We start from the raw sequence: 22,618 nt of genomic DNA on the forward strand, positions 1-22,618 counted from the left end.
AAGGAGGCATTTATGAAGCAGAGGAAATCCTGGCGAAGGCTATTGAGTGCCGTCTGCGCGGCAACAGCAGGTTTGCTGATAAGCGGCGCGGCCTACGCACAAAGCGGGTCGCAGGGCAGCGTCGCCATAACCGTTCAGGATCCGAGCGGAGACGTAGTGCAGGCGGCGCAGCTTGAGTTGGTGGATCTCTCTACCAATGACGCCCGCATGGCCGTGACACAGGACCGGGGCAGCTATACGTTTGTCAATCTGAACATCGGCGCTTACCGGCTTACGGTCACGAAGAGCGGCTTCTCCCAGCAGACATTTGAATCCGTGATTGTTCATGCGGGACAAGTCACGAACGTCAACGCCTCGCTGAAAATCGGACAGGCAAGCCAGACGGTCCAGGTTTCAGAGAGCGAGACGCCTGTCCTGCAAACTTCGTCGAACGCCATTGGCACGGTTGTGGACTTGAAACAAATTCAGGATCTCCCAGTGGCCGACCGCGATCTGTCTTCGCTATCGCATCTGACCGCGGGATACAGCGGCACCTATAACGGTTTGCCCTCCATTGACCAGGGCAGCAACATCGACGGCATCATGGGCAGCCCCTCGCGCATGAAGTTCGGCGGCAACGATGCTCCCGCCATTACTCCCCGGCTTGAAGATATTGAAGAGATGACGATCCAGACGGACCAGCTTGGCCTGAACTCCGGCTTTGGCCAATCCAGCATGCAGATCAACTTTGTGACCAAGCGCGGAACCAACCGCTATCACGGCAGTGCCTTCGGCGACTTCCAGAACTCAGGACTGAACGCGAACAGTTGGACGAACAATGCCGCGGACGTCCGCAGGAACAAGTTCATCAAGAACAGCTTTGGAGGCAGCGTCGGCGGTCCGATTCTCCACAATAAGCTGTTCTTCTTCGGCAGCTTTGCGTTTACCAAGGAGCCGGCTACCATTACGGCTTTCAATGACGTATTCACACAGGGCGCGCAGTCGGGCGACTTTACCTACATCGGAAGCGACGGGCAAAGCCACACGGTGAACGTGTACCAGCTTGCGCAGCAGACCAATCCCAGCCTGCCAACTTCAGAGAACCAGGCAGTGGCGTCACAGCTCCAGACCATCAACAACTCACTGCAACACGGCAGCGTTTCTTCGAGTTCTGATCCGAACTTCAATACTGTCCGCTGGAATGTGACGTCGCCAACCACCTACTATTTCCCGACGGCGCGCGTGGATTACGACGTGTCGCAAAAGCTGCGCATGTATATGGCGTGGAACATGACGCAGGAGACTCAGCCGACCGTCAATCCCCCAAATTTTCCCGGTTCGGACTTCAGCAACCAGGTTGCCGGGAACTGGACGCGGAGCTACATCGCGTCCTACGGGCTGAACTATATCTTTTCGCCGGCACTGATTAACCAGTTCAAGGCGGGTTTTCTCTATAACGCAACCAAGTTCGGCTACAACTCGGCGCCCCTTTATGCCACGGAGCCAAGCGTTTCCTGGAACTTCAACAATTATGGCGCTAACAGTTCCACCTGTTTCGGCAACGGCATGTCGGGCCAGTGCTACAACACACCGATTGGCCCCTACTACCCGGTGTTCAACGCATCGGACTCGATCACCTGGCAGCATGGACCGCACACATTTGATTTCGGCTTCTCCTGGTACCGCGAGCAGGACCATTACTGGAACGGCCCGCTGGGCTTCCCCACTTACAATCTCGGACTTGCCACAGGCGATCCCGCATTGCAGGCCTTCAACGCTTCCACACTGCCCGGCTCTAACACCAGGACGCAGGGTGAGGCTGGACAACTCTACGCCGTGCTTACGGGAAGAATATCCAATGTCAATGGCACTTTTGCCTACAACCCCAAGACCGGCTCCTACTTCAATGGAATTGGCGCATACAACCTCGACGAGCTCTCCAAAGCCTGGGGGTTGTTCTTTGAGGATTCGTGGCGTGTAAGACCGACCTTCACCCTCAATTACGGCCTGCGCTGGGACTTTACCGGTGACAATCATGATTTGACCGGCGCTTATCACTCGGTTTCACCCAGCGGCATCTTCGGGCCTTCAGGAGTCGGCAATCTCTTCAATCCCGGCTCGCTGCAGGGAGACATGGACCCGCAGATTACGACGCAGCCACACGCCTACAACCCATGGAATGTATCTCCGCAACCCGCAATAGGATTCGCCTGGAACCCGAAGATAGGTGAAGGCGCGCTAGGCAAGCTTTTCGGTGACGGCAAGACCGTCATTCGCGGCGGCTTCAACCTGCGCCGCTTCACCGAGCCGTACCAGTATTTCTGGGATGCTGCCTCGGACTATGCAGCCTTCTTCTACCAGAGCTTCTTCCTGAATGCGAACAACACCGGGGCGTCCGGCACATATGCACCCGGCAGCCTTTCGCTGGGAGACAGTCTGCCTCCCTACGGTCTGGCGCCGGCAACTTATCAGAAATCAGAATCCCTGGCGGACTTCACCTTCCAGAATTCCGTTGGAACGAACGGCATCAATCCCAAGATCAATCAGCCATACAGTGAGGCGTGGAATTTCGGCATCCAGCGTCAGATCGGGAATTCCCGCGCTATCGAGATTCGCTATAACGGCAACCGCACCATTCACCAGTGGATCAATCTAAATCCGAACGAAGTCAACATCTTTGAGAACGGCTTCCTGAACGAATTCAAGAACGCGCAGACGAACCTTCAACTCAATGGCGGAACGTCCTTCGCAGATAACGGCATTGCCGGGCAAAAACCGTTGCCGATTTTTGATGCGGCGTTTGCGGGCGAATCTTCAGGAGGGCCGGGTGCGCCGCTGCAAGACTACGCAAACAGCCAGTTCATCACCTATCTGCAGACCGGGCAGGCCGGAGCCATGGCCAATGTCCTGGCGGGCGTCAATGGCACAGTTCCGTACTTCTGCAATCTTGTAGGTTCGAGCTTTGCTCCGTGCGTGAACAATGCTGGATATACGGGCGGGGGCGCTGGCTATCCCATCAACTTCTTCCAGGCCAACCCATTTGCCGCAGGATCAACCACCGGCTATTTGACGGCGGCCGGGTACTCCAACTACAACGCGCTGCAGATCGACTTCCGCCAGAACGCATGGGCTGGACTGCAGTTTGACGCCAACTATACCTGGAGCCACTCGCTTGGAGTAGCCACTACTAATGACTGGCAGAGCAACTTCGCCGCATATACGCTCCGCGATCTGGCGAAAAGCTATGGACCCTCGATCTTCGATCTGCATAATGTGCTTCACCTGAGCGGAACCTACGATTTGCCGTTCGGCACAGGCAAGCAGTTCCTGAACTCGGGGAACTTCATGAGTAAAGTGCTGGGCAACTGGACGGCGGGAACGATCCTCACCTTCCAGAGCGGAGCGCCGTGGCGGTTGATCGGCGGCTATAGCACCTTCAACGACTACGGCGACGGCGGCATCGTGTTGAACGGCGTCACGTCATCGCAGTTACAGAGTTCCATCGGCACGCATCATCTTACTCCGGATCAGAATGGAGGCAGCACGGCTACGTTCGTTGATCTCGTGGATTCAAAATATCTGGCGAGTCCAACGGGCGGGGCCAATCCTGCATACATTGCGCCGAACACGACGCCGGGAACGATTGGCCGCATTCAGTATCTCTATCAGCCGCACACGTTCGCGGATGATGTGTCGATCACAAAGAACTTTCCCATTACCGAGGACATCCGCGTCAGGTTCCAGGGCGAGTTCCTGAATGCGTGGAACCATCCTTTCTTTGGCAATGGCGGCATCTTAGGGTGGTATTACAACGGAAACATTCAGAGCAACAGCTTTGGCACGGGCACCGAACAGAGCTCACCACGCGCCATTGAATTGCGCTTCAACGTCGACTTCTAACCCTCCCTGCTTTGAACGATGCGGTACTCCTGCCGTGGGGGCGAAAGCTCCCACGGATTTTTATGTTCACCCTACACTTCGGGGGAACCGTCTCATTTCATGTTGGGGGTTATCTCTCTTCAATAAAGATCAGCTCAGAGCTTTGCGGCAGTGGCAGATGCACCGACAGCCCTATGCTCATAAGCTCCTGACCGCCTAAAACGCTGTCGGTTGAGCTGCCATCCTGAAAATGTAAGCTGTACTGTTTCTGCGGCTGAAGCCCTTCCACGCGAAAGCGATGTTCGGGTTCACTTGGGTCTGTGCCATGGAAGGCAAAGACGACGCCTTTCTTTCGCGCTGGGTCCCAGTACTCCATCCCGTCCCAGTGAATGCCATCTGGCCGGTCGGATATATGAAACAGTTCCGCATCGCGAATCAACGGACGCAAGCTGCTCTTATAGAGTTGAAATGCCTGGCGTGCAGTGGATTGTTGTTCCGCAGTCCACGCATTGGTGTCCTGCATGATCGTGGTCCATCCCATCATGCCGCTGCGCAGCATGTACAGGAAGTTTGCCAGATTGGGCGTAGGCCATTTTTCGATATAGCTTTCAAGCATTGCCGGCGGCAGAGCAAAGCTCGTGTCATAGAAGGCGCGGCGGTTTGACAAAGGATCATACGTGTCGGTGATTGAGAAATAATCGCCGTGAGCAGCGCTGCCAAAATCAACCATGCGTCCACCATCGTTGCAGATTTCCAGCAACAGTCCCGGGTGCTCGCGGCGCAACTGCTCGTAGATTGCATAGTAAGATCGCACGGCGTGGTAGCTGACATCAGTTGAGTTGGAACTGAATACGAAATCGCCGCCGTATGTATGCGTGACCGTCATGTGTGAGCGGTCCGGAGGTGCGTGAGGGTGGTCGTCCCGAGTGCAGCCTTGTGGCACGAGATAACCATCATGTTCCAGCATGTCGAGGTGGTAATCCTCAACGATCCGCTTTACCTCGCGACCGGCATAGTCACGCGCTGCGGGAACACCGATGTCGATAGTCTGTCCCTTAAACTCTTCCGGTTTCCATCCCGGAGGAACGTCGGCCACCAGCCAGTCGCGCACTTTCGGATCGCGCACGTTCAACGCGCCGGGTTCAGTATCGAGCGCAGCCTGGGTCCAATCCACCCATAAGCCGAAGCGCAGTCCATGGCTGTGAGCATCATCGGCAAGCACTGCCAGCCCATGCGGAAACTTCTTTGGATCGGGATACCAGTCACCAACGCCGCGGAACCAGCCCGCGTCGAGATGAAACATCTCCAGTCCCAGTGCAGCAGAGTTGGCAATCATTTGCTTCGCCAATGCCTCATCTACCTGCATTCCGCTGCCCCAACTGTTGTTCACGAGGAGCGGATATTTGGGATCGCGCCATGTGCCAGGAGAATTGAGAACTGCTCGCACCCAGGGACGCAACTGATTGCCTACTCCATCAGGGCCGCCCGCATAAGTTCCCAGAAAAACAGTCGGAGTTTCAAAGCTTCCGCCTGGAACAAGGCGTGTTACGGCTGGGCCGGGATCTGGATTAAGCCCTAACAAGCTGCTTAGATCGGACTCTGTCCGGTCAAGCGTGATTCGCGTGCGACCGCTGAACTCAATGCCCGCGTACCAGCCGGTTTGTGCTGCGTCCTGCTGGGTAATAATTTCAAACGGAATGATCTCGCGGCCTCCGTCAGGGAGCGGCAGCGCATACGTACTGGACCAGCCTGTCCAGCGGTATCCCGGCGCAACATTTACTCGATGCGTGCCTACAGGAGAAGGAGAGCCGGCGCCTTTCTCAATGAAGAGATGTTGAAGTGGAATCGAAGAGGCGACCTTCCAATCCATCTGGAGACTGGCGATGATAGGCAGCCATAGTTCGCGGCTGCTCAAATTCTCAATCGTGACGTGGTGCTCCAGAGGACCGAATGCGGCCCGCGCATCCCACTCCCATGTGAGCCGAAGATGCGGCTCGCTGGTTTCGTAGACAAAAGTGACACGAATCGGTTCTGTCCCGCCCGTCGCTTGTTGAAAGCGCCATACAAGGGGTATTCGCGCGCCATCTGCCTCCACATAGGCTGGCAGGTGTTCCGGTGTTCCGTTATTCCATACGGCCCCGTCACGTCCTCTGACCGAAGACACTTGCGGCGCGGTCGGTCCGGCTGTCACTTCTAAATGAGTGTCGCTGGTTGCTAATTCCTTGCGATTCTGGGCGTTAAGTAACGGGGCTACTCCGGAGCAAGCAATTAGCAGGATGACTAAGCGTGGTCCCGTAAAGAAACCTGGCATTGCCTAATGATAGGCTGTTGCGAAACTGTCGGCCTCGCGGTTAATTTCGTCGGGTGTTACGGTACGCGGATACAGAATTACCCGATACCGGAATGTCACGCTTTGGCCTTTGTCGATGCTGTAGTCGAAAGTTGTCTGGGTTGGATCGAAAATCTTTCGGCCCAGAGGATTTGCGGCGAACAGCCCGTAGCCGCGCGCATGCCAGTAGGTTGGATAGCCGGGATTATCAGGATTGTCGATGATGGCGATGGTGACAGTCTTATCGTCTTTGGAGCCGGTCAGCGTACACCAGCGTCCGTGTGTTCCCCATGCCTGGTCGCCGCGCTTGCCTTCGCTGGTCAAATAGATTCCGCTCGCTCCCGGAGAGCCGGCGTTGGCGACTTTGGTGGGATTTCCGCTCGCGTCGGTGAAGACGCCTCCTTTTTCCGTTGGCGATTCAAGCCAGCTTGCTACGCGTATGCCGAGCAGACCTTCTTTGTCGTCATTGAAGACGATGTGGTCGAGCGCGTTCAGTGTCGTGATCTGATCGATGACGCGCGCGCCCCCTTGTGTTGAGAAGATGTAGCGCGTGGTGTCGTCGAGAAGCTTTTCACCTGATCCGGCAACCCACACTGACTGGACGACGAGCTCTCCCCGGTCGCGTCCGCTTTTGGTTGAAAGAATCTTTTCCTGATAGATGGAACCCATCTTGCCGCGGTTCTCCGGCTTGATGGCATCGGAGTTGTTCCAGAAATCGAAGCCATTGACATTGCCGTAGTTGAACCACATTCCGGCATGGTGCGGGTGGTCGACGCGCTCACCCGCATGAGGATTGAGCGGATAGCCGCGCGTCACTTCAATTCCGCCCGAAGCGATAAGAGGAAACAGAACAGGCTTCTTGAGCGAAGTGGGCCATACATACGAAGTGAACGGCTGGCCATCGATGGTTATGTCGACGCGCCGCTGCGCCTCATTCGGTGTTACCTGCACTCCTTTTTCTGATTGCTTTGCCAGAATGGCTCCACTGAATGCCAAAAACAGACACAGAACAAACACGGAGTTTCTAGCCGGCATAGGGCTTTCCCCCGACCAGCACCTGCTCCGTTTTGTCGTCGAAGGTGACTTTCTCGCCCGTCTGAATTGCGGCCACGTTCATACAAAGCGCAACGGAGTGGCTGTAACCCGCATCGATGTTGGCATTTGGTGTCTTGCGCGAGCGGACACACTCCATCCAGTTACGCACATTGGCTGAGGTCATGGGGTCGGCGCCGGTGTTCGCGGATGTTTCCGCCTTTTGCGCCTCGCCCAGAGAGAAGCTGGGCAGCAGGTCTTCCTTCATACCCATCTCAGCGGCTGCCTTCGCTTTGAGGCCGCCTTCAGGGCTTACACACTGCTTATCCATGTCGAGCATTCCGCCGACGGAGTAGTAGAGCTCTTTCACGCCGCCTGCCGAATTCGTCTGCCGCGAGGTGTACAGAACCTGAAACCCTTTGGAGGGATCATCGAGCGGGCCGTAGTCAAAGACCGCAGTCATCGTGTCCCAGTTTTTTCGACCGTCCTTCCACGCGTAGATACCGCCGTTCGCAACAACGCTGCGCGGATGAGGATATCCCGTGAACCAGTGCACCGTATCAATCTGGTGGACCAACCACTGGTCGGGAATGCCGGAGGAGTATGGCCAGAAGAGACGGAATTCAAGATACTTTCGAGCATTGAACGGCTCGTAAGGCCGGTTCATCAGATAGCGCTTCCAGTCTGTGTCCTGCTCCTTTAAAAGAGGTACCAGGTTCGGACGCCGCCAGCGGCCCGGCTGGTTGACGTTCCAGGTCATCTCGACCATGACGATGTAGCCGAATTTACCAGACTTGATGTATTCGGCTGCCCTCTGATAGCTCGGTGTGCTGCGGCGCTGTGTGCCTACCTGCACGATCTTGCCTGTTTCTTTGACGGCATTGCGGAAGGCTTTCGCATCAGCCATGGTGTGCGCCGTGGGTTTCTCGACATAGGCGTCACGTCCGGCCTTCACGGCCTCCACGCCATGGAGCGCATGCTGAAAGTCGGCGGTCGCGATCAGAACGGCATCGACATCTTTGCGGGCATACAATTCATCGTTATTACGCACTGGATCAGCAGTGCAGCCGCATACTTTTTGAATATAGGCGGCGCCCTCCTCGCGCTGGCGGTTCCAGATATCTGAGACCGCAACGAACTCAAAATTCATGTCCTTGGCATTGAGATGGAAGGCGGGAATCAAAGCGCCTTTCATGCGGTCGCCGCAGCCAATAACGCCGACGCCGACACGGTCATTGGCTCCAATCACTCGCGCATAGCTCTTTGCGTTCCATGAGACCGCCGCTCCTGCCAGCGCTGCCCCCCCCATCTTCAGGAAGTCTCTGCGGTTACTGCCGTCTACTGTCATTACTCACTCCGTGAATTGGTTATTAGATCGATATAAGGATACGGACACCTAGCATGTCAAACCGAGTTACCTGATGCGCTGGTTACCGCTCCTATCCGTGTTGAACGAGTAGGAGCATTCTGGCTTCAGCCCAACTGCGCTGATTTAGAAGTTGAGCTTTACTGATCCCTGAAAGATTCTGGCTTGATTTTGCGTTGTTGAGACCTGACCAAAAGTTGACGAGGTCAAGACTCCGGCTTGTCCTGTTGTTCCGCCGAGTGTTCCCGTCGTATTGCCGGTTGGGAGGTTGAAATTCGGATGATTTAACACATTGAATGCTTCCAGCCGGAAAGTCGCGCTCAGTCTTTCATGGATCGGAAAGATGCGTGAAATTTGGGCGTCAAACTGATACGCCGTAGGGCCGCGGAAAGAATTTCTGCTGATGTTTCCATACGTTCCATACGCGGAACATGTTAATGGTGTGGCACCCGTCGGACAGACCTGTGCGAAGGCGGACGGGTTCAGATATCCGCGATTCGCCGCGCCAGGCAGGGACCGGATTGCATGGTGAAGATAAATGGGAACTCCGGGTAACAGATTTGGACGATCATTGCCAATATCCGTATAGGAATTGTCCTGACCAGCCGTCACCGTGAATGGAGCGCCACTAACAATATGCGCTAGCGGCGCGAATTCCCAGTTGTTGAGGAAAGCCGACGCAACGCGGGGAAGAGAGGAAAACTGGCTTCTGGTCACCAGGACTATGTTTTCGACATTTCGATAATCCGACCCGCACGGGCCATAATCCAGTCCCGGGTTGTAAGGATTCTGGACGTTTGTTGCGGCGTAGTCTCCTTGTGCGTCCACCTGATTCAGGCATTTTGACCAGGTGTAATTCGCCAGCAGACTGAAGGTGGACGACATTCTATGCTGGACGCTAGTAATCAGGCCGTTGTAATTGGCCATGGCGAAAGAATTTACCAGTACGGAGCCGCCGCCGCCGCCCAGGTATTGGTTGCCCTGCGCGGGATTCGCCGCAGTCAGAGCAAAGCGCTGCGACTGGTTCGCCGTCGTCGAGCATGGTGTCCCCGGTTTTCCAGCGGGCTTTCCGGCAGGCCCAGAGAGGACGACGCCGGGGCAGCCAGCGCCGTTCGCGCCCCATACTCCGGGCACAAAGACAGCTGGGCTGAGAGGCGTACCTGAGGGCGCGTGGACAGTATGGCTCCCGATGTACTGCACCTGAAGCTGCCATCCCCGGCCCATGTCACGCTGGACACTGGCTGTCCATTGCTCGGTGTAAGACGGATGAAACTGCGTGGGCAGCACAATGTACTGGGATTGAGGGAAAAACTGTGCCTGGCTCGGAGTCGGAACACTGGGCTGAGGAAAAGGGCTGGTTGTGATCTGCCCGGCGGACCACGGGTCGCTGAAGCTTATAGGGCCAGAGGTCGTGGTCTGGGTCTGGCTGATGGCGGTGGCAAAAGGCGGATTCTGCTGCGTGCGCTGCCCGGTAAAGAAATTGACCTGATCATAGCCGACAGCCACCCCCGCGCGCACCACTGTTTTGCCATTGCCGAAAGGATCAAACGACAGGCCGACGTTCGGAGAGAACTGCCACGGCGAGCTCTTTGTGAACTGACGGGGAACACCCTTGTCTCCGTAATAGAACGTGCCCGCAGGCGCATTCGGATACACCGAGCTGACCGTGTTCGCCAGGAATGCGTCCATATTAAAGACCGTGCCGCGATTGAAGTAATCGATGGGCATGTATTCAGGGCTCCAGCGCAAACCGGCGGTAATGGTCAGTTGCGTGGTGGCGTGATACGTGTCCTGAGCATAGAGGCTCGGAATGGGAGCGCGCAGCGCATTCTGCTGAAACTTGCTCTGTTGAAAGGCACTCATTGCGCCCATAAGCAGGTCAAGAAGCGGCTCGCCGCCTGCCGTCCCGCCATTCGGCCCATGCAGGCCGTAGCGGCCATCAAACGTAAAGGTGCCGTTCGATTCATATGCGTTGGAAATGTTGAGCTGGTTCTGCACCCACTGCCCGCCGAATACGAACTGGTGCTTGCCGCGCAGCATGGTGATGTCATCGTCCACGGCCAGAGTGTTGTCATTAAAGTGGGAAACCGAATTCGTTCCGCCGCCGATGTTGAATTTGTTGCTAATGGTCATTTGCAGACCGTTTGGCTCGGCCTGATAGAGATTCACGCCGAGTGTGGCGGCATTGATGTCGTTGTTCGCGTATCCGCGATTATTGCGGCGCCGCGAGATGCTGAGGTGGGCGGAATTTACAGTATTGGCGCTGATCGTGTACGCCTCGCCTATGGTGAAGGTCTGCACCCGCTGCGAGTTTCCAGATTGAGTGGTGACAAGGATATTGTCGGGGAAAAAGAAGGCAGGCGCCTGATAGCCATCGAGGAAGTAGCGCGCATAGAGATTGTTCTTCGGGTTGATGGTGTAATCCACGCGGGTAACAAACTGATTGTCAGAAGTTTGCGACGGGATCGCATAGGAAACCTGCCCGCAGTTGTTGATGTCGAAGGCCGGATTGATCGCGGGGAGATATTTTTCGAGAGCGAGCGACTGCGCGTTATATGTCGGCTGACTCGGATATTTATTTCCCGTCAGCTTTGCACCGCTGAATGGATCCAATAGCTGGACTTCTTGGCTCGCTTTAGTGATGCACGGCGTCAGCGCGGCGCCCGGAGGAGGATCGGTGTTGGACCAATCGCCTGCAAGATTGGCAGCGGTTGGCACTGTGGCCTGCGTTGAAGCTTGCGATTGTTTTGCCACAGTCCGCTGGTACCCGGCGAAGGCAAAGAGCTTGTCCCTCAGAATCGGTCCGCCGAAGGTGCCGCCGAACTGGTTTTGATGCAGCGTGTCCTTGCTGGTGGAGAAGAAATTCGTAGCGTCGATGAAATTGTTGCGGATGAACTCAAAGGCCGACCCGTGATATTGGTTGGTGCCCGAGCGGGTGACCACGTTGACCATGCCGCCGGTATGCATGCCGTTCTGCGCGCTCAAAGCCGCGGACTCCACGCTGAACTGCCCGACCGCGTCAGGGAAGGGAAATGGCAGGTTTCCATTGGCCATGTAGTCGTTGTTGTCGCCACCGTCCAGACGCCACATGGTTGTGTTGCCCATGCCTCCGGCGATGGAGACGGCAATCGTCTGATAGGAGTACTTGCTGCCAGTAAAGTCGCCGCCGGGCGCGGCCGTCGATCCGCCCGAAAGGGTGATCAGGTTGGTCATCTGCCGGCCATTAAGCGGCATTTCCGTGATAGCGCGCTGGTCAATGGTCTGCTTGAAGGTGGCGTCCTCGGTCTGCAGCGCGATTCCGTTGGCCTGAACTTCGACTTTCTGGCTGGTAGCGCCGACGGTCAGATTCACGTTGACGCTGATGCTGCTGCCCACCTCAAGAACAATCTGGGCCTGCGTATAGTGCTGAAAGCCCGGGGCTACCACGTCCAGGTTGTACACACCGACTGGAATATTCGGAAAGCTGTAGAGGCCGTCAGAGCCGCTTACAGCCTTGCGTTGTACACCGGTAGCAGTGTCGGTGATTGTGACTGCGGCGTTTTGAAAAACTGCCCCGGTCTGGTCCTCGATTGTGCCCTGAATGCTGCCTGCACCGGCAATTTGGGCGTTTCCTGTTATGGCGAAAACGAGTGTGGCAACCATCATGATGCAGGCCGCGCGTATACCTCCTGGCGAGACTCTAGTCATGCGCTGTATGTGCATTTACGCCTCCAAGATCGATCTGTACATTTACTTGTCGCCGCGTTCTGATGCCCTGTTATGTAGCTTCGGCGGCTTTATTGGTCGAATAGTTCCGTGCCCTTGTCCCCGTACAATATGGTGGCCGTGAAAAAACGATATGAGGTCCGACCACTTAAGGGCGAGAATAGTGTTGTGAAGAAGGCGCAGGACTGTCAATAGAAATCTGCGGCGTTTTTCGGCGCCTGGCGGGACAGACAAAGAAGCAGCGGCGGGAGTCCGGCCCCACAAGATGAGATCCAGAAGAACGCCGGGTCCTGCTCAATCGTTCTATCAGCAATGATCGGGCCTCATATAACGGTCATATCCATGATTTGGCATGGATGCTTAGATGGCGCCGAAACGGAGCTAAGTTACAGGTAAGATGGGGCCGGGTCACTTCTTGCGTCTGAAGCGGCAAAATAGCCTGCCGGACAGTTAGTAAAGCCATAGTGGTTAGACCACGGCTTGAATTAGCAGTTAGAGCAGATGTAGGGATAGTTCAGTTGAAGAAAACTGCAGGGTCCCTCCACTACGTCATTGCTGCGCAATGACTTCGGTCGGAATGACAATTCTTTATGAGATCGCAGCAATACCAAAAACGGATTTTAGCGCCTAAGGTAGCGCGACAATCTCATCGTCTTCTCAAAAAGATTTGACCCAGCAGTTTCAAACCGCCGGGCCTTTTAAGTCAATAATCGTCCAGTTCAGAAAACTATCTTGCCCGCGAACTGTAGCTGCCGCGAAGAGCCGGCATCGCCAACAATGTTTCTGGTTGCTGTGATCTGACCGAATGTGCTCGTGCTTGCGCCTGTCGCTGACAGGTTCGGATTGCCGAAATTTACATGGTTGAGAAGATCGAAGGAATCCACGCGCAGGACGAGCGAGACAGACTCGAGAAGTCTGGTGGTTTTCTGAAGCGAAAGGTCGGTATCCGCGAAACCGGGTCCGGTAAGACCATTGCGCGCCAGGTTCCCGAAGCCCGCCGGCTGCGCATAGAAGGAGCATCCAGCAATGATTGTGGTGCATGCTGAACCATGGATGTACGGAACATTGCCCGAAGCAAGGACCGCGCTCCGACTGGTCGAGAATGGCCCAATCACAGTTGGACGGATTGTGTTCGTGACGCCGTTGTAAGTTGAGGTGGTGGTGACGTTCAGAGGATTGCCGCCTTGCAACTGGGTGATGTTGGCAAGCAGCCAGCCTTCCTTTAAACGATTGCCCCGGAATGGAAGCTCCCACGTCCCGCTGAAGACGAAGTGATTGCGCACATCGAAATCGGACAAACCATAGTTTCCATGCGGATCGAAATTGTTCTGCAGACCGTACGTTCCCTGGGATCCAAGTGAGTTCACATCCATCGACTTGGACCAGGTATAGGTCGAGTTCACCTGGATTCCGTGCGACAACGCTTTCCGCACCGTAAACCAGAGCGCGTTGTAGTCGGAATACGAATCGGAATCCTGATAAGCGATGTTGCCGAGGGCCGAACCAGGCTTGATTCCGCTTGCCGTCGATACGGTGGGGAAGGGACGCGACTGCTTGCCGTTGGGATAGATAAATTGGTTGAGGTTCCGCTGAATGCGCAGGTGACGGCCCACGGAGCCGATATACCCCATCTCCATCACAGTGCCCCAGCCGATGTCCTGCTGCAGGTTCAGATTGTAGGACTCGGAATAGCCATTGCTGTACAACGGGTTCACCGCCGCTGGCGCGAGACCTGTCGCCGATGCGCTGCTATAAAGCGTTCCCACAGGGAGACCAGCGCCCGCCGCGGTCAGGCTTACAGGATTGGCATTCGGAGGATTGCTGGCCAGTCCGGTGACTGCATTGGAAGTGGGCTGGTCGGCAAGCAGTCCAAAGCCGGCGCGCAGGACTGTTTTGCTGTTGCCGAACGCGTCCCATATGAAGCCGACACGCGGCTCATAGTTGTAGTTCTGGTTATAGGGCTGATCGACATGCTGCAACGTGCTTGAGTCGGCAAGGAAATTGACGAAGCGTTGACCGCCTTCCGCAGGCGTTCCGTTCCACTCAAAGCGGAAACCGATCTCGGCAATCAGACGGGGCGTGAGCTTCCAGTTGTCGGAAACAAAGGCGTCGACAGAGGAGATGAAGACACGGCTCGTGACGTTGGTCGGGGTGACGGTAAAGGAGTTTGCCTGACCGGCAATAAAGTTGTTCGTAGTGGTAAAGGTCAGAGTGCCGGGTGTCTGGGCGAAGCTGCTGCCGATAAAGCGGCGGAAATCGCCTCCCGTTTTGAAGGTGTGATTGCCAACGATCTTGGTCAGCGTGTCGGAGAAGGCCAGCGTCGTATCAAAACGCCCCTGGGGAAATCCGGATGGGCCGCCAAAATTAAGTCCTATGTCGGAGACGGTAATCTGGGGCAGTCCGATGGGGTTGACGACGCCATTCTGTATTCCGTAGCTCGCAGCATCGACTGGAGTGTTCGGCGAAAATGAGATGGCAATGCGGTTGAACCCGAAACGCGCCTCGTTGACTGTGTTCGATGAGAACACATGTACTTCATTGATGGTGCCAATCTGGCGATGGGCCGTGCGATGGTCGCCGAATCCAGGAATCGTATTGCCCTGCAGGTTCGGCTCCGTGCGGGCGTCCTGCTGCCAGGCATAGTACAGGTGAAGGCTGTCCGCGTCTGAAATCTTGTGAGAAAGATCACCGCTGAACTGATCGACCTTCACCGGTCCCGGAGAGGATCCAGCGAACACACTGCCGTTGCTGTTATTTCCCGGCGGAATAAAGGTGAGCAGGCCGGCATAGGCCGGTCCCGCAGGGCTGTTTGAAAATGCTGTGCGCTGTGCCGGCGTCAGCACGTTGCTGCGCAGCAGGATGTCCTGCGACTGGCGCAGTCCTTCATAGCTCAGGAAGAAAAACGTGCGGTCTTTCCAGATGGGCCCGCTGAATGCTCCGCCGAAGTTGTTGCGCCGCAGCGTATTCATCGGGTTCGGCTTGCGGTTGAAGTAATTGCGCGCGTCAAAGTAGTTGTTGCGAATGTAGTCGAATGCTTCACCGTGGAAGCCGTTCGTACCGGAACGCGTGGCCACGTTCACAATCGAACCGGAACTCCGTCCATATTCAGCGCTGTAAGTCGAGTTCGAAATCTTAAACTCCGCCGTCGTGTTGATCGACGGCTGAAACGTGATCTGGTTCTGCGACATGTCGTTGAGATTGATTCCATTGATCATGAAGTTCGCGGAATCTTCACGGCTGCCGGCCGTAATGTACGAGTTCGATCCCAGTCCGCGGCTGGCGGATGTAAGATTGCCCGTGACCGGCGGCACCACAGAGCCGGGCACAAGCTGCGTCAGGTCGAGAAAGTGCCGTCCATTGAGCGGAATCTGTTGCACGGTCACCTTGTCGATCACCTGGCCGACTGTTGCTGTCTGCGAATCGATGACGGGGGCGGTGCTCTGCACTTGCACTACCTCACCGGCGGCGGCAATCGCAAGCTGAATGTTGATCGTCGATTTCTGGTCGACCTCAAGAACGATGCTTTTGATGACATAACGGCTGAATCCGGCGGCTGAAGCCTCGATGCTGTAGTCGCCGGGGTCGATAGACGGGATCGTGTAGTTGCCGTCTTTGTCGGAAGAAACAATTCTGGTGATGCCGGTGGCATTGCCACGCAGAGTGATCTGCGCATTCGGAACAAGTGCGCCAGAAGGATCGGTGACTGTGCCGGAAACAGTAGCTGTGGATTGGGCGCGTGCAACGCGGACGCCCGAAATCATGAGAGTTGCGACGAACATGGCCTGAAGAAAGCGCTTCAATGAAACCTCCTCGACAACTGTTTTCTATCTTTAACAGCGGCTACAGAGACTACATTGCTCAACACAATTTCAAACTGCGAACCATAAAAGTGCTGGCAAAGTGATTGTCGTTGGGCTGTAATATATCAGATATCAAAGAACCTCGTGCCAAAAAATTTGTCTAGTTTTAGTTACAAAACAACTGGATTGCAGCAGATTCGCTAGAGGATGGTGGATGCGAAACCTCGCCTGTCATGTATGATCGGAACCGCGTTTGACAGCCGTTCGTAGCAGTTGTTGTTGGCAATGATTCGGTTGGAACACTTTTGGGGAATCAATGAATTAAGCACGAAACAGAAACGCCGTTGTCCTGAAGGCCATTGACTGAGGTAAATTATGCCAATTCTCATTGCATTTCAGACATGAGATCTGCAGGAACGCGGCATTTAAAACAAAGAAAAATCCGGGAATATCGAACTCCGAATGTCTGTCATAGAAAAACTGGCGCCGCCGCAAAATCTCACTACACTTGCGTATGCGAGCATCAAGCGATACATCCTTGAGGGTGAACTCGACGAAGGTTCGCGTTTGACCGAGGATTTCTTCTCCGGGCAGCTTGGGATAAGCAAATCGCCTGTGCGCGAAGCGCTCAACACCCTGCAAGGCGAGGGACTCATTCGCATCGAGCCCCGGCGAGGCGCTTATCTTAGACGCTTCACCATTAAAGAAGTGCAGGATCTTTACGACGTTCGTGAAGCGCTGGAAGTGCACGCCGTGACTGCGGCAAAAGTAACCCCCGAGTTAATCGCCTGGCTTGAGGGCAGCATCATTCACACGAAAAAATGGCTAAAGGCGGGGGACAAGCTGCGGCACATCGAAGAAGACACGCGCTTTCATGGCGCCATCGCCAGTGCCAGCGGCAACCGGGAACTCTGTCGTGTTCTCGCCAATATACAGAACCAGATTTGGCTCTTCCGATGTAAGACCTACCGCCTCTCCTCAACAACGGCGCCCGCCGCGCACAGGGCCATCCTCGACGCGCTTCGCGCAAACAACACCAGGGCAGCGCAGGCCGCCATGCGCGAACACATAAGGCTGGTAAGAAATCGGCTGATCGAGCACCTGAAACATATTTGACGTCTGGTTTCAACCAACTCGCGGGCGCAATGCCGCTAGAAACTCATTCGCTGGCAAAGTATTCAGTACATCCTGTTTGGCGAGCCAGGCGCGTCGCAGTTGGCGTACGCCATAGCTCATCTTTTCCATGTGGCTGGTGTGATGCGAATCGGTATTGATAGAGATTTTGCAGCCCAGCTCTTTTGCCATGCGGAGATCGCGGTCGCAAAGGTCGAGTCGGTCGGGATAGGCATTGTGCTCAACAGCAACGCCTAATTCTGCCGCGCGGCGGAGAATCTGCTGCAGATTAATCTTGAAGCCCTCACGGCGCAGCAGCAGTCGTCCCGTGGGATGGCCGAGAATGCGCGTGTTCGGGTTCTCGATGGCGCGCAGGACGCGCTCAGTCATCTGCTCCTCAGGCTGATTGAAGAGTGAATGCACGCTGGCAATGACGACGTCCGTCCGCGCGAGAACTTCGTCGGAAAGATCAAGCTGGCCGTCATGGAGAATGTCCACTTCGATGCCGGTGAAGATGCGAATGCGGCCTTCCATCTCGTCATTCACTTCGCGAATGTGCTTGATGTGCTCAAGAGCGCGTTCGTCATCGAGGCCGAAAGTCATGGCCAGGTTCTTTGAGTGGTCGGTGATGGCGATGTACTCGTAGCCGCGTGACGCCGCAGCCTCGGCCATTTCGCGGATCGTGTTCTTCCCGTCGGTGGCGTCAGTGTGCATGTGCACGTCGCCGCGAATGTCGCGCTGCTCGATCAATGTAGGCAGGCGGTGCTGCTCGGCGGCCTCGATCTCGCCGTTGTTTTCGCGCAGCTCAGGCGGAATCCAGTTGAGACCCAGCGCGGCGTAGATTTCCTGTTCCGTTGCTCCGGCCACAACCGAACCGTCTTCCAGGCGGGCGAGCGCGTATTCGTTGAGCGTGTAGCCGAGTTTGAGCGCGCGCTGGCGAACGGTGACGTTATGCATCTTCGAGCCGGAGAAGTATTGCAGTGCGGCGCCGTAGGAGGCTTCGGGTAAGAGGCGTACATCAACCTGCAGGCCGCTGCGCAGACGAAAGCTGACCTTGTTCTCGCCCTTTGCGATGAGGTCGGCAATGGGAGGGTAAGAGGCTGTGTATTCGACAGCCGGTTGCACTTTGTCTTTGGCGCACGCGGGACCGGTAGCGAGAATGTCGAGGTCGCCGACGGTCTCGCGCCCACGCCGCAGTGAACCCGCAGGCGTAATGGTTTCGATGCCATCAAATTTTCGTAGATAATCGATGAGTTTTTCGGCGGCAAGCTCGGCTTCATCAATCAGGAAGCGTCCGCTGTTCTTCTTTTGTTCCTCAATGCCTTTTTTCAGCTTCTCGATTTGTTTTGCGCCCATGCGCGGCAGCGTCTCCAGCTTGCCTGCGGCGATGGCCGCCTCAAGGTCGGGAATAGAAGCGACCTGCAGCGCTTCCCAGAAAAGCGCGACCGACTTGGGCCCCATTCCAGGAAGCCTCAGGAGGTCGAGCATCGACACCCTGTACTTTGCCAGTAGCTCTTCGCGCAGCGGCAGCGTGCCGGTCTTCTCCATCTCCTGGATATTCGCGGCCATCCCCTTGCCGATGCCGGGGATTTCCAGCAGCTTCTTCGTGTCGTTGGCAATTTCGCTGAGTTGGACGGTGCTTGATTCCACGGCCTCGGCGGCGCGGCGGTAGGAGCGGATGCGAAAAGGGTCGCCGGCGCTGATTTCCAGCAGGTCGGCGGTTTCAGAGAGAAGCTGCGCGATTGAGCGATTGTCCATTCGAGAGACGATTATCTCTCAGCGCGCTGAAAGTACAAAAACCCAGCTACGCACCTCGCAGCTGGGTTGCTTTTCAGGCTTGCACACTTAAAGCGATGCTTGTGCGCAAGCTGATTTCAAGATTGAAAATGAAGCAGAAGTAGGTCTTGCCGCTTCTCCTGTCAGGCAACTTCGCGCGCGCGGATTACCTGATCGGCCTGTGGGCCCTTCTGGCCCTGGACAATGTCGAATTCGACTTCGTCACCTTCTTTCAGGCTCTTGTAGCCGTCAAGCTGTATCGCGCTGTAATGAACGAAGACATCCGGCCCATCATCGCGGCCAATGAATCCATAACCCTTTGCGTTGTTAAACCACTTCACTTTGCCTTTGTATGTTGCCACGAGCCTTTAACCTTCCTTAAGCAGATTGCGGCGCGGTTGGGAACACCAACCTGCTTGAAGATAAAGACGCAGTTCAGGCTGCTTTGGTTTTCCTACTTGATGGAGAAGAATTTTGCTTTACAGAAAATCAGTCACTTAGCGCTGCTTCTTTTTTGCGCAATGCCGCGCGTAGAGTTGCGCGGCAACCAGCGTCTTGCCGTCGAGAATCTTTCCCGCGTCGATCATGCCCAGCACCTCGGAGAGCGGGACGAGCACAACTTCGAGCAACTCATCTTCTTCCGGCTCTGCTTCGCCGGCCACGAGTTCTTCTGCGAGAAAGACCTGCATCCATTCGCCAAGAAATCCTGGGCTGGCGAAGTACCGCACAAGCTGTGTCCACTTCTTTGCGCGATAGCCGGTTTCCTCTTTCAGCTCGCGTTTGGCGGCGGCGAGACGATCTTCACCCTCGTCCATTTTCCCCGCCGGAACCTCCCAGAGATATTGCCCGGCGGCGTGGCGGTACTGGCGCTCCATTATGATGAGCGGATCTTTTTTTGATGAATCGTCAACAGCTAGAATCACGACCGACCCGTTGTGGCGGATGATGTCGCGGCGCGATATTTTGTTGCCCGGCTCGCGCACCTCTTCACGCATAACGCGAAAAAGCGGACCGTCAAATGCAATTTCCGAGGAAAGGACTTCAACCTGCGCTTTTTTGTATTTGAGAGCCGGTTTTGCGGCTATCTTTTTTGACGGCATCGTTCACCTTTTCTTTTGCAGCGTTTTCTTTACCGTATCATCCGAATCAACGATGAAAACCGATGTCACGGTAATCGGTCCCGGGAACTGGGGAAGCTCTCTAATCGCGGCTTTGCAGCGGGCCGGAATTCCAGTGCGCGAAATTGTCGCTAAAACGCGAAAAAATGGTGCAAAAACGCTGCAAAACGCGCAATTAAATGGCCGAATTTTGTGGCTATGCGTGCCGGATGGCGCCATTGCCGAAGTGGCAACGAAGATTGTGGAACGGCGAGGCAATCTGACTGACCAGATTGTGGTGCATTCGAGTGGTGCGCTGACTGTTGCCGCCCTGGACGCAGCCCGCAAGGCTGGCGCGGCAGTGGCTTCGGTGCATCCGGTGATGAGCTTCCCGACGCGGCGGATTGTGCCTTCGCATGACGTGATGTTTGGTGTCGAAGCGCCGGAGAAAGTGATAAAGCGCACGCTTTACGGGTTGATCCGCAAAATTGGCGGCAGGCCCTTTGCCATACAGTCGGGCAGGAAGGCGCTGTACCACGCTGCGGGTACTCTGGCCTCGCCATTGCTGGTGAGCGAGCTTTCGGCAGCGATGGCCACAGCGCGGCTGGCAGGCCTTTCCGCTGTCGAAGCGCGAAATCTTATCGGCGCGCTGGCGCAAGCGACAGTACGGAATGTTTTCGAGCATGGGGAGGCGCAGAGCTTCAGCGGGCCGTTTGCACGCGGCGACACAGCGACAATAAGACTGCATCTTCGGACGCTGGCCAAGCATCCGATGGTCACGGACGTTTACCGTTCGCTTGCCCGGCACGCGATTGAAACCCTGTCGGTGGAGCGGAAGAACGAACTTCGATTGCTGTTTAGCAGGCGGATGATGAGCGATTGGGCATGAGACACTGAGCATTACCGGGTACCCCGCTGGAGAACGAGCGACTTTGCACACAGACTGTTTTCCAATTACCGTGTTGCCGCATCTCTCGCGCCTGTTTACCGACTATGCGGAGAGCCACGCCGCGCTGCCCTATTATGCGCTGAGTCCTTACTCACAGGAATGGGCTTCGCGGCCTTCTTCAATTGATCCGGCGGTCCGCGAATCCACTGCTGATCTGCTTCTTGAACAGAACCGCAGTTTTGGGGCGGGCGAAAAGACATTCGCCAACATTAAGCATCTACAGGATGGTGCGGATGCGGTTGTCACCGGCCAACAGGTAACTCTGTTTGGCGGGCCGCTGTTCACGCTTCTGAAGGCCGCGACAGTCATTCGCAAGGCGCAGGATGCGACCGCGGCGGGCCATCCACATGTGCCGATTTTCTGGCTGGCGACAGAGGACCACGACCTCGAAGAGGCCGACCATGTGGCGCTGCCTTCGCGGCGCGAACTGCATACGCTGAAACTGGCGCTCGAAAACAGTGGATACCATGCTTCCGTTGGTGAATTGAAGCTTGGCGATGGCGTGCGCGCCGTTCTGGACCAGGCGATGGAGCTGCTCGGCCCAGGCCCACTGCTCGATGCGCTGGAAGAGTGCTACACGCCCGACGCCACGTTTGCGCAAGCCTTTGGCAAGCTGATTTCGCGTATATTCATCGCGCATGGATTAATTGTGATTGACGCAGCCGGACGTGAGGTCCATGCGCTTGGCGCTCCCGTACTCCGCAAGGCGATTCTAAAGGCCGACGAGCTACACGAGGCATTAATACAGCGCGACAGAGATTTGGCCGACGCCGGATATCACTCGCAGGTGCTGGTTGGGCCGCAAAGCAGCCTCCTGTTTCTCATTGATGCGGATACAAAGGCGCGTCTCCCGCTGCGCCGCAAAAACGGCCATGAATGGACGGCAGGGAAGCGGGCTTACAGCACGAATGAATTGCTGGCGATTCTTGACACGGAACCGGAACGCCTCAGCCCCAACGCTTTGCTCCGCGCTGTCTTTCAGGATTTCATTCTGCCGACATCGACGTATATTGGCGGACCTTCAGAGGTCGCATATTTCGCACAATCACAGGTGGTCTACAAAAAGGTTCTTGGGCGCGTCACGCCGATTCTGCCCCGACTGAGCGCTACATTAGTTGAACCCGCAATTGCCGAAGTGATGGCGCAGCACGAAATTGCCCTTACCGATCTGCTTCCCTCGCGTCCCGATGAACTCGCGCACAAACTGGGTGCGCGGTCGATGCCGGTTGAAGGCAAGAGAAAACTGGCATCAGCGGGAAATGCGCTCGATGCGGAGCTGAAAACGCTCACGGAGTGGATGCACGCTGTCGATGCCGGACTGGGGCGCTCGGCAGACGTTGCCGCATCAAAGATGCGCTACCAGATGAATCGTCTCCGGCAGCTGTCCGCGAATTTCCAGCTTCAGAAAGAAGCGAGTATCCAGCGCCATGTGGATGCGCTCTTTCTGGCTCTTTGCCCTGACAATCACCCACAGGAACGCGTTGTGGGAGCCGCATTCTTCTTGTCGCGATATGGCGATGGATTGATTGATCTCCTGATTGAGAATGCAGCGCAAGAGTGTCCCGGACACAAGGGGATCTATCTATAACTGCC

The 22,618-nt window shown here is 55.9% G+C and carries 12 protein-coding genes; 4 read left to right on the plus strand and 8 right to left on the minus strand.

What is annotated here, in order from left to right:
* Positions 1 to 12 precede the first annotated feature (12 nt).
* On the plus strand, positions 13 to 3,879 hold the full coding sequence (locus tag VEV40_RS07325) for a carboxypeptidase-like regulatory domain-containing protein (protein ID WP_324831222.1): 3,867 nt from the start codon (positions 13 to 15) through the stop codon (positions 3,877 to 3,879).
* Positions 3,880 to 3,988: 109 nt separating this feature from the next.
* Here VEV40_RS07325 and VEV40_RS07330 read toward each other — a convergent pair whose 3' ends face one another.
* The 5 genes from VEV40_RS07330 to VEV40_RS07350 all read right to left on the minus strand — a co-directional run bounded on the left by VEV40_RS07330 (position 3,989) and on the right by VEV40_RS07350 (position 16,090).
* Positions 3,989 to 6,022, minus strand: a complete 2,034-nt coding sequence (locus VEV40_RS07330) for an alpha-galactosidase (protein WP_324831223.1) — start codon at positions 6,020 to 6,022, stop codon at positions 3,989 to 3,991.
* 150 nt (positions 6,023 to 6,172) lie between these two features.
* Positions 6,173 to 7,222, minus strand: coding sequence for a PmoA family protein (locus VEV40_RS07335; protein WP_324831224.1), 1,050 nt, complete (start codon positions 7,220 to 7,222; stop codon positions 6,173 to 6,175).
* Complete coding sequence (locus tag VEV40_RS07340; RefSeq protein WP_324831226.1) at positions 7,212 to 8,567, minus strand: Gfo/Idh/MocA family oxidoreductase; 1,356 nt, start codon at positions 8,565 to 8,567, stop codon at positions 7,212 to 7,214. Before VEV40_RS07340 ends, VEV40_RS07335 begins: the two co-directional genes overlap by 11 nt.
* 144 nt (positions 8,568 to 8,711) lie before the next feature.
* Positions 8,712 to 12,287: a TonB-dependent receptor gene (locus tag VEV40_RS07345; RefSeq protein WP_324831228.1), complete on the minus strand. Its 3,576-nt coding sequence runs from the start codon at positions 12,285 to 12,287 to the stop codon at positions 8,712 to 8,714.
* Positions 12,288 to 13,009: 722 nt separating this feature from the next.
* Positions 13,010 to 16,090 carry a TonB-dependent receptor gene (locus tag VEV40_RS07350; protein ID WP_324831230.1) on the minus strand — a complete coding sequence of 1,027 codons (3,081 nt, stop codon included), beginning with the start codon at positions 16,088 to 16,090 and terminating at the stop codon, positions 13,010 to 13,012.
* Positions 16,091 to 16,552: 462 nt separating this feature from the next.
* Here VEV40_RS07350 and VEV40_RS07355 point away from each other — a divergent pair, with 462 nt between their 5' ends.
* On the plus strand, positions 16,553 to 17,206 hold the full coding sequence (locus VEV40_RS07355; protein ID WP_324831232.1) for a GntR family transcriptional regulator: 654 nt from the start codon (positions 16,553 to 16,555) through the stop codon (positions 17,204 to 17,206).
* A 9-nt stretch (positions 17,207 to 17,215) separates the two neighbouring features.
* Here VEV40_RS07355 and polX read toward each other — a convergent pair whose 3' ends face one another.
* From polX to VEV40_RS07370, 3 genes are all read right to left on the minus strand, one after another.
* Positions 17,216 to 18,961: a DNA polymerase/3'-5' exonuclease PolX gene (gene polX, locus VEV40_RS07360; protein ID WP_324831234.1), complete on the minus strand. Its 1,746-nt coding sequence runs from the start codon at positions 18,959 to 18,961 to the stop codon at positions 17,216 to 17,218.
* A gap of 161 nt (positions 18,962 to 19,122) precedes the next feature.
* A complete protein-coding gene (locus VEV40_RS07365; RefSeq protein WP_324831236.1) occupies positions 19,123 to 19,341 on the minus strand; it encodes a cold-shock protein in 219 nt (72 codons plus the stop codon).
* A gap of 135 nt (positions 19,342 to 19,476) precedes the next feature.
* Positions 19,477 to 20,079, minus strand: a complete 603-nt coding sequence (locus VEV40_RS07370; RefSeq protein WP_324831238.1) for an NUDIX hydrolase — start codon at positions 20,077 to 20,079, stop codon at positions 19,477 to 19,479.
* Positions 20,080 to 20,131: 52 nt separating this feature from the next.
* On the opposite strand from VEV40_RS07370, the gene VEV40_RS07375 reads away from it, so the two are divergent.
* Both VEV40_RS07375 and bshC read left to right on the plus strand, forming a co-directional pair.
* Positions 20,132 to 20,965: a Rossmann-like and DUF2520 domain-containing protein gene (locus tag VEV40_RS07375; RefSeq protein ID WP_324831239.1), complete on the plus strand. Its 834-nt coding sequence runs from the start codon at positions 20,132 to 20,134 to the stop codon at positions 20,963 to 20,965.
* Between the two features lie 43 nt (positions 20,966 to 21,008).
* Positions 21,009 to 22,613 carry a bacillithiol biosynthesis cysteine-adding enzyme BshC gene (bshC, locus tag VEV40_RS07380; protein ID WP_324831241.1) on the plus strand — a complete coding sequence of 535 codons (1,605 nt, stop codon included), beginning with the start codon at positions 21,009 to 21,011 and terminating at the stop codon, positions 22,611 to 22,613.
* Positions 22,614 to 22,618: the final 5 nt, after the last annotated feature.

This window comes from Alloacidobacterium sp., from assembly GCF_035631355.1.
Classification (GTDB): Bacteria; Acidobacteriota; Terriglobia; order Terriglobales; family Acidobacteriaceae; genus Alloacidobacterium.

Bases quoted from the DNA above. Each gene is read 5' to 3' on its own strand.
- VEV40_RS07325 (WP_324831222.1), top strand. From the start codon at position 13: ATGAAGCAGAGGAAATCCTGGCGAAGGCTATTGAGTGCCGTCTGCGCG.
- VEV40_RS07335 (WP_324831224.1), bottom strand. From the start codon at position 7,222: ATGCCGGCTAGAAACTCCGTGTTTGTTCTGTGTCTGTTTTTGGCATTC.
- VEV40_RS07340 (WP_324831226.1), bottom strand. From the start codon at position 8,567: ATGACAGTAGACGGCAGTAACCGCAGAGACTTCCTGAAGATGGGGGGG.
- VEV40_RS07345 (WP_324831228.1), bottom strand. From the start codon at position 12,287: ATGCACATACAGCGCATGACTAGAGTCTCGCCAGGAGGTATACGCGCG.
- VEV40_RS07355 (WP_324831232.1), top strand. From the start codon at position 16,553: ATGTCTGTCATAGAAAAACTGGCGCCGCCGCAAAATCTCACTACACTT.
- polX (WP_324831234.1), bottom strand. From the start codon at position 18,961: ATGGACAATCGCTCAATCGCGCAGCTTCTCTCTGAAACCGCCGACCTG.
- VEV40_RS07370 (WP_324831238.1), bottom strand. From the start codon at position 20,079: ATGCCGTCAAAAAAGATAGCCGCAAAACCGGCTCTCAAATACAAAAAA.
- VEV40_RS07375 (WP_324831239.1), top strand. From the start codon at position 20,132: ATGAAAACCGATGTCACGGTAATCGGTCCCGGGAACTGGGGAAGCTCT.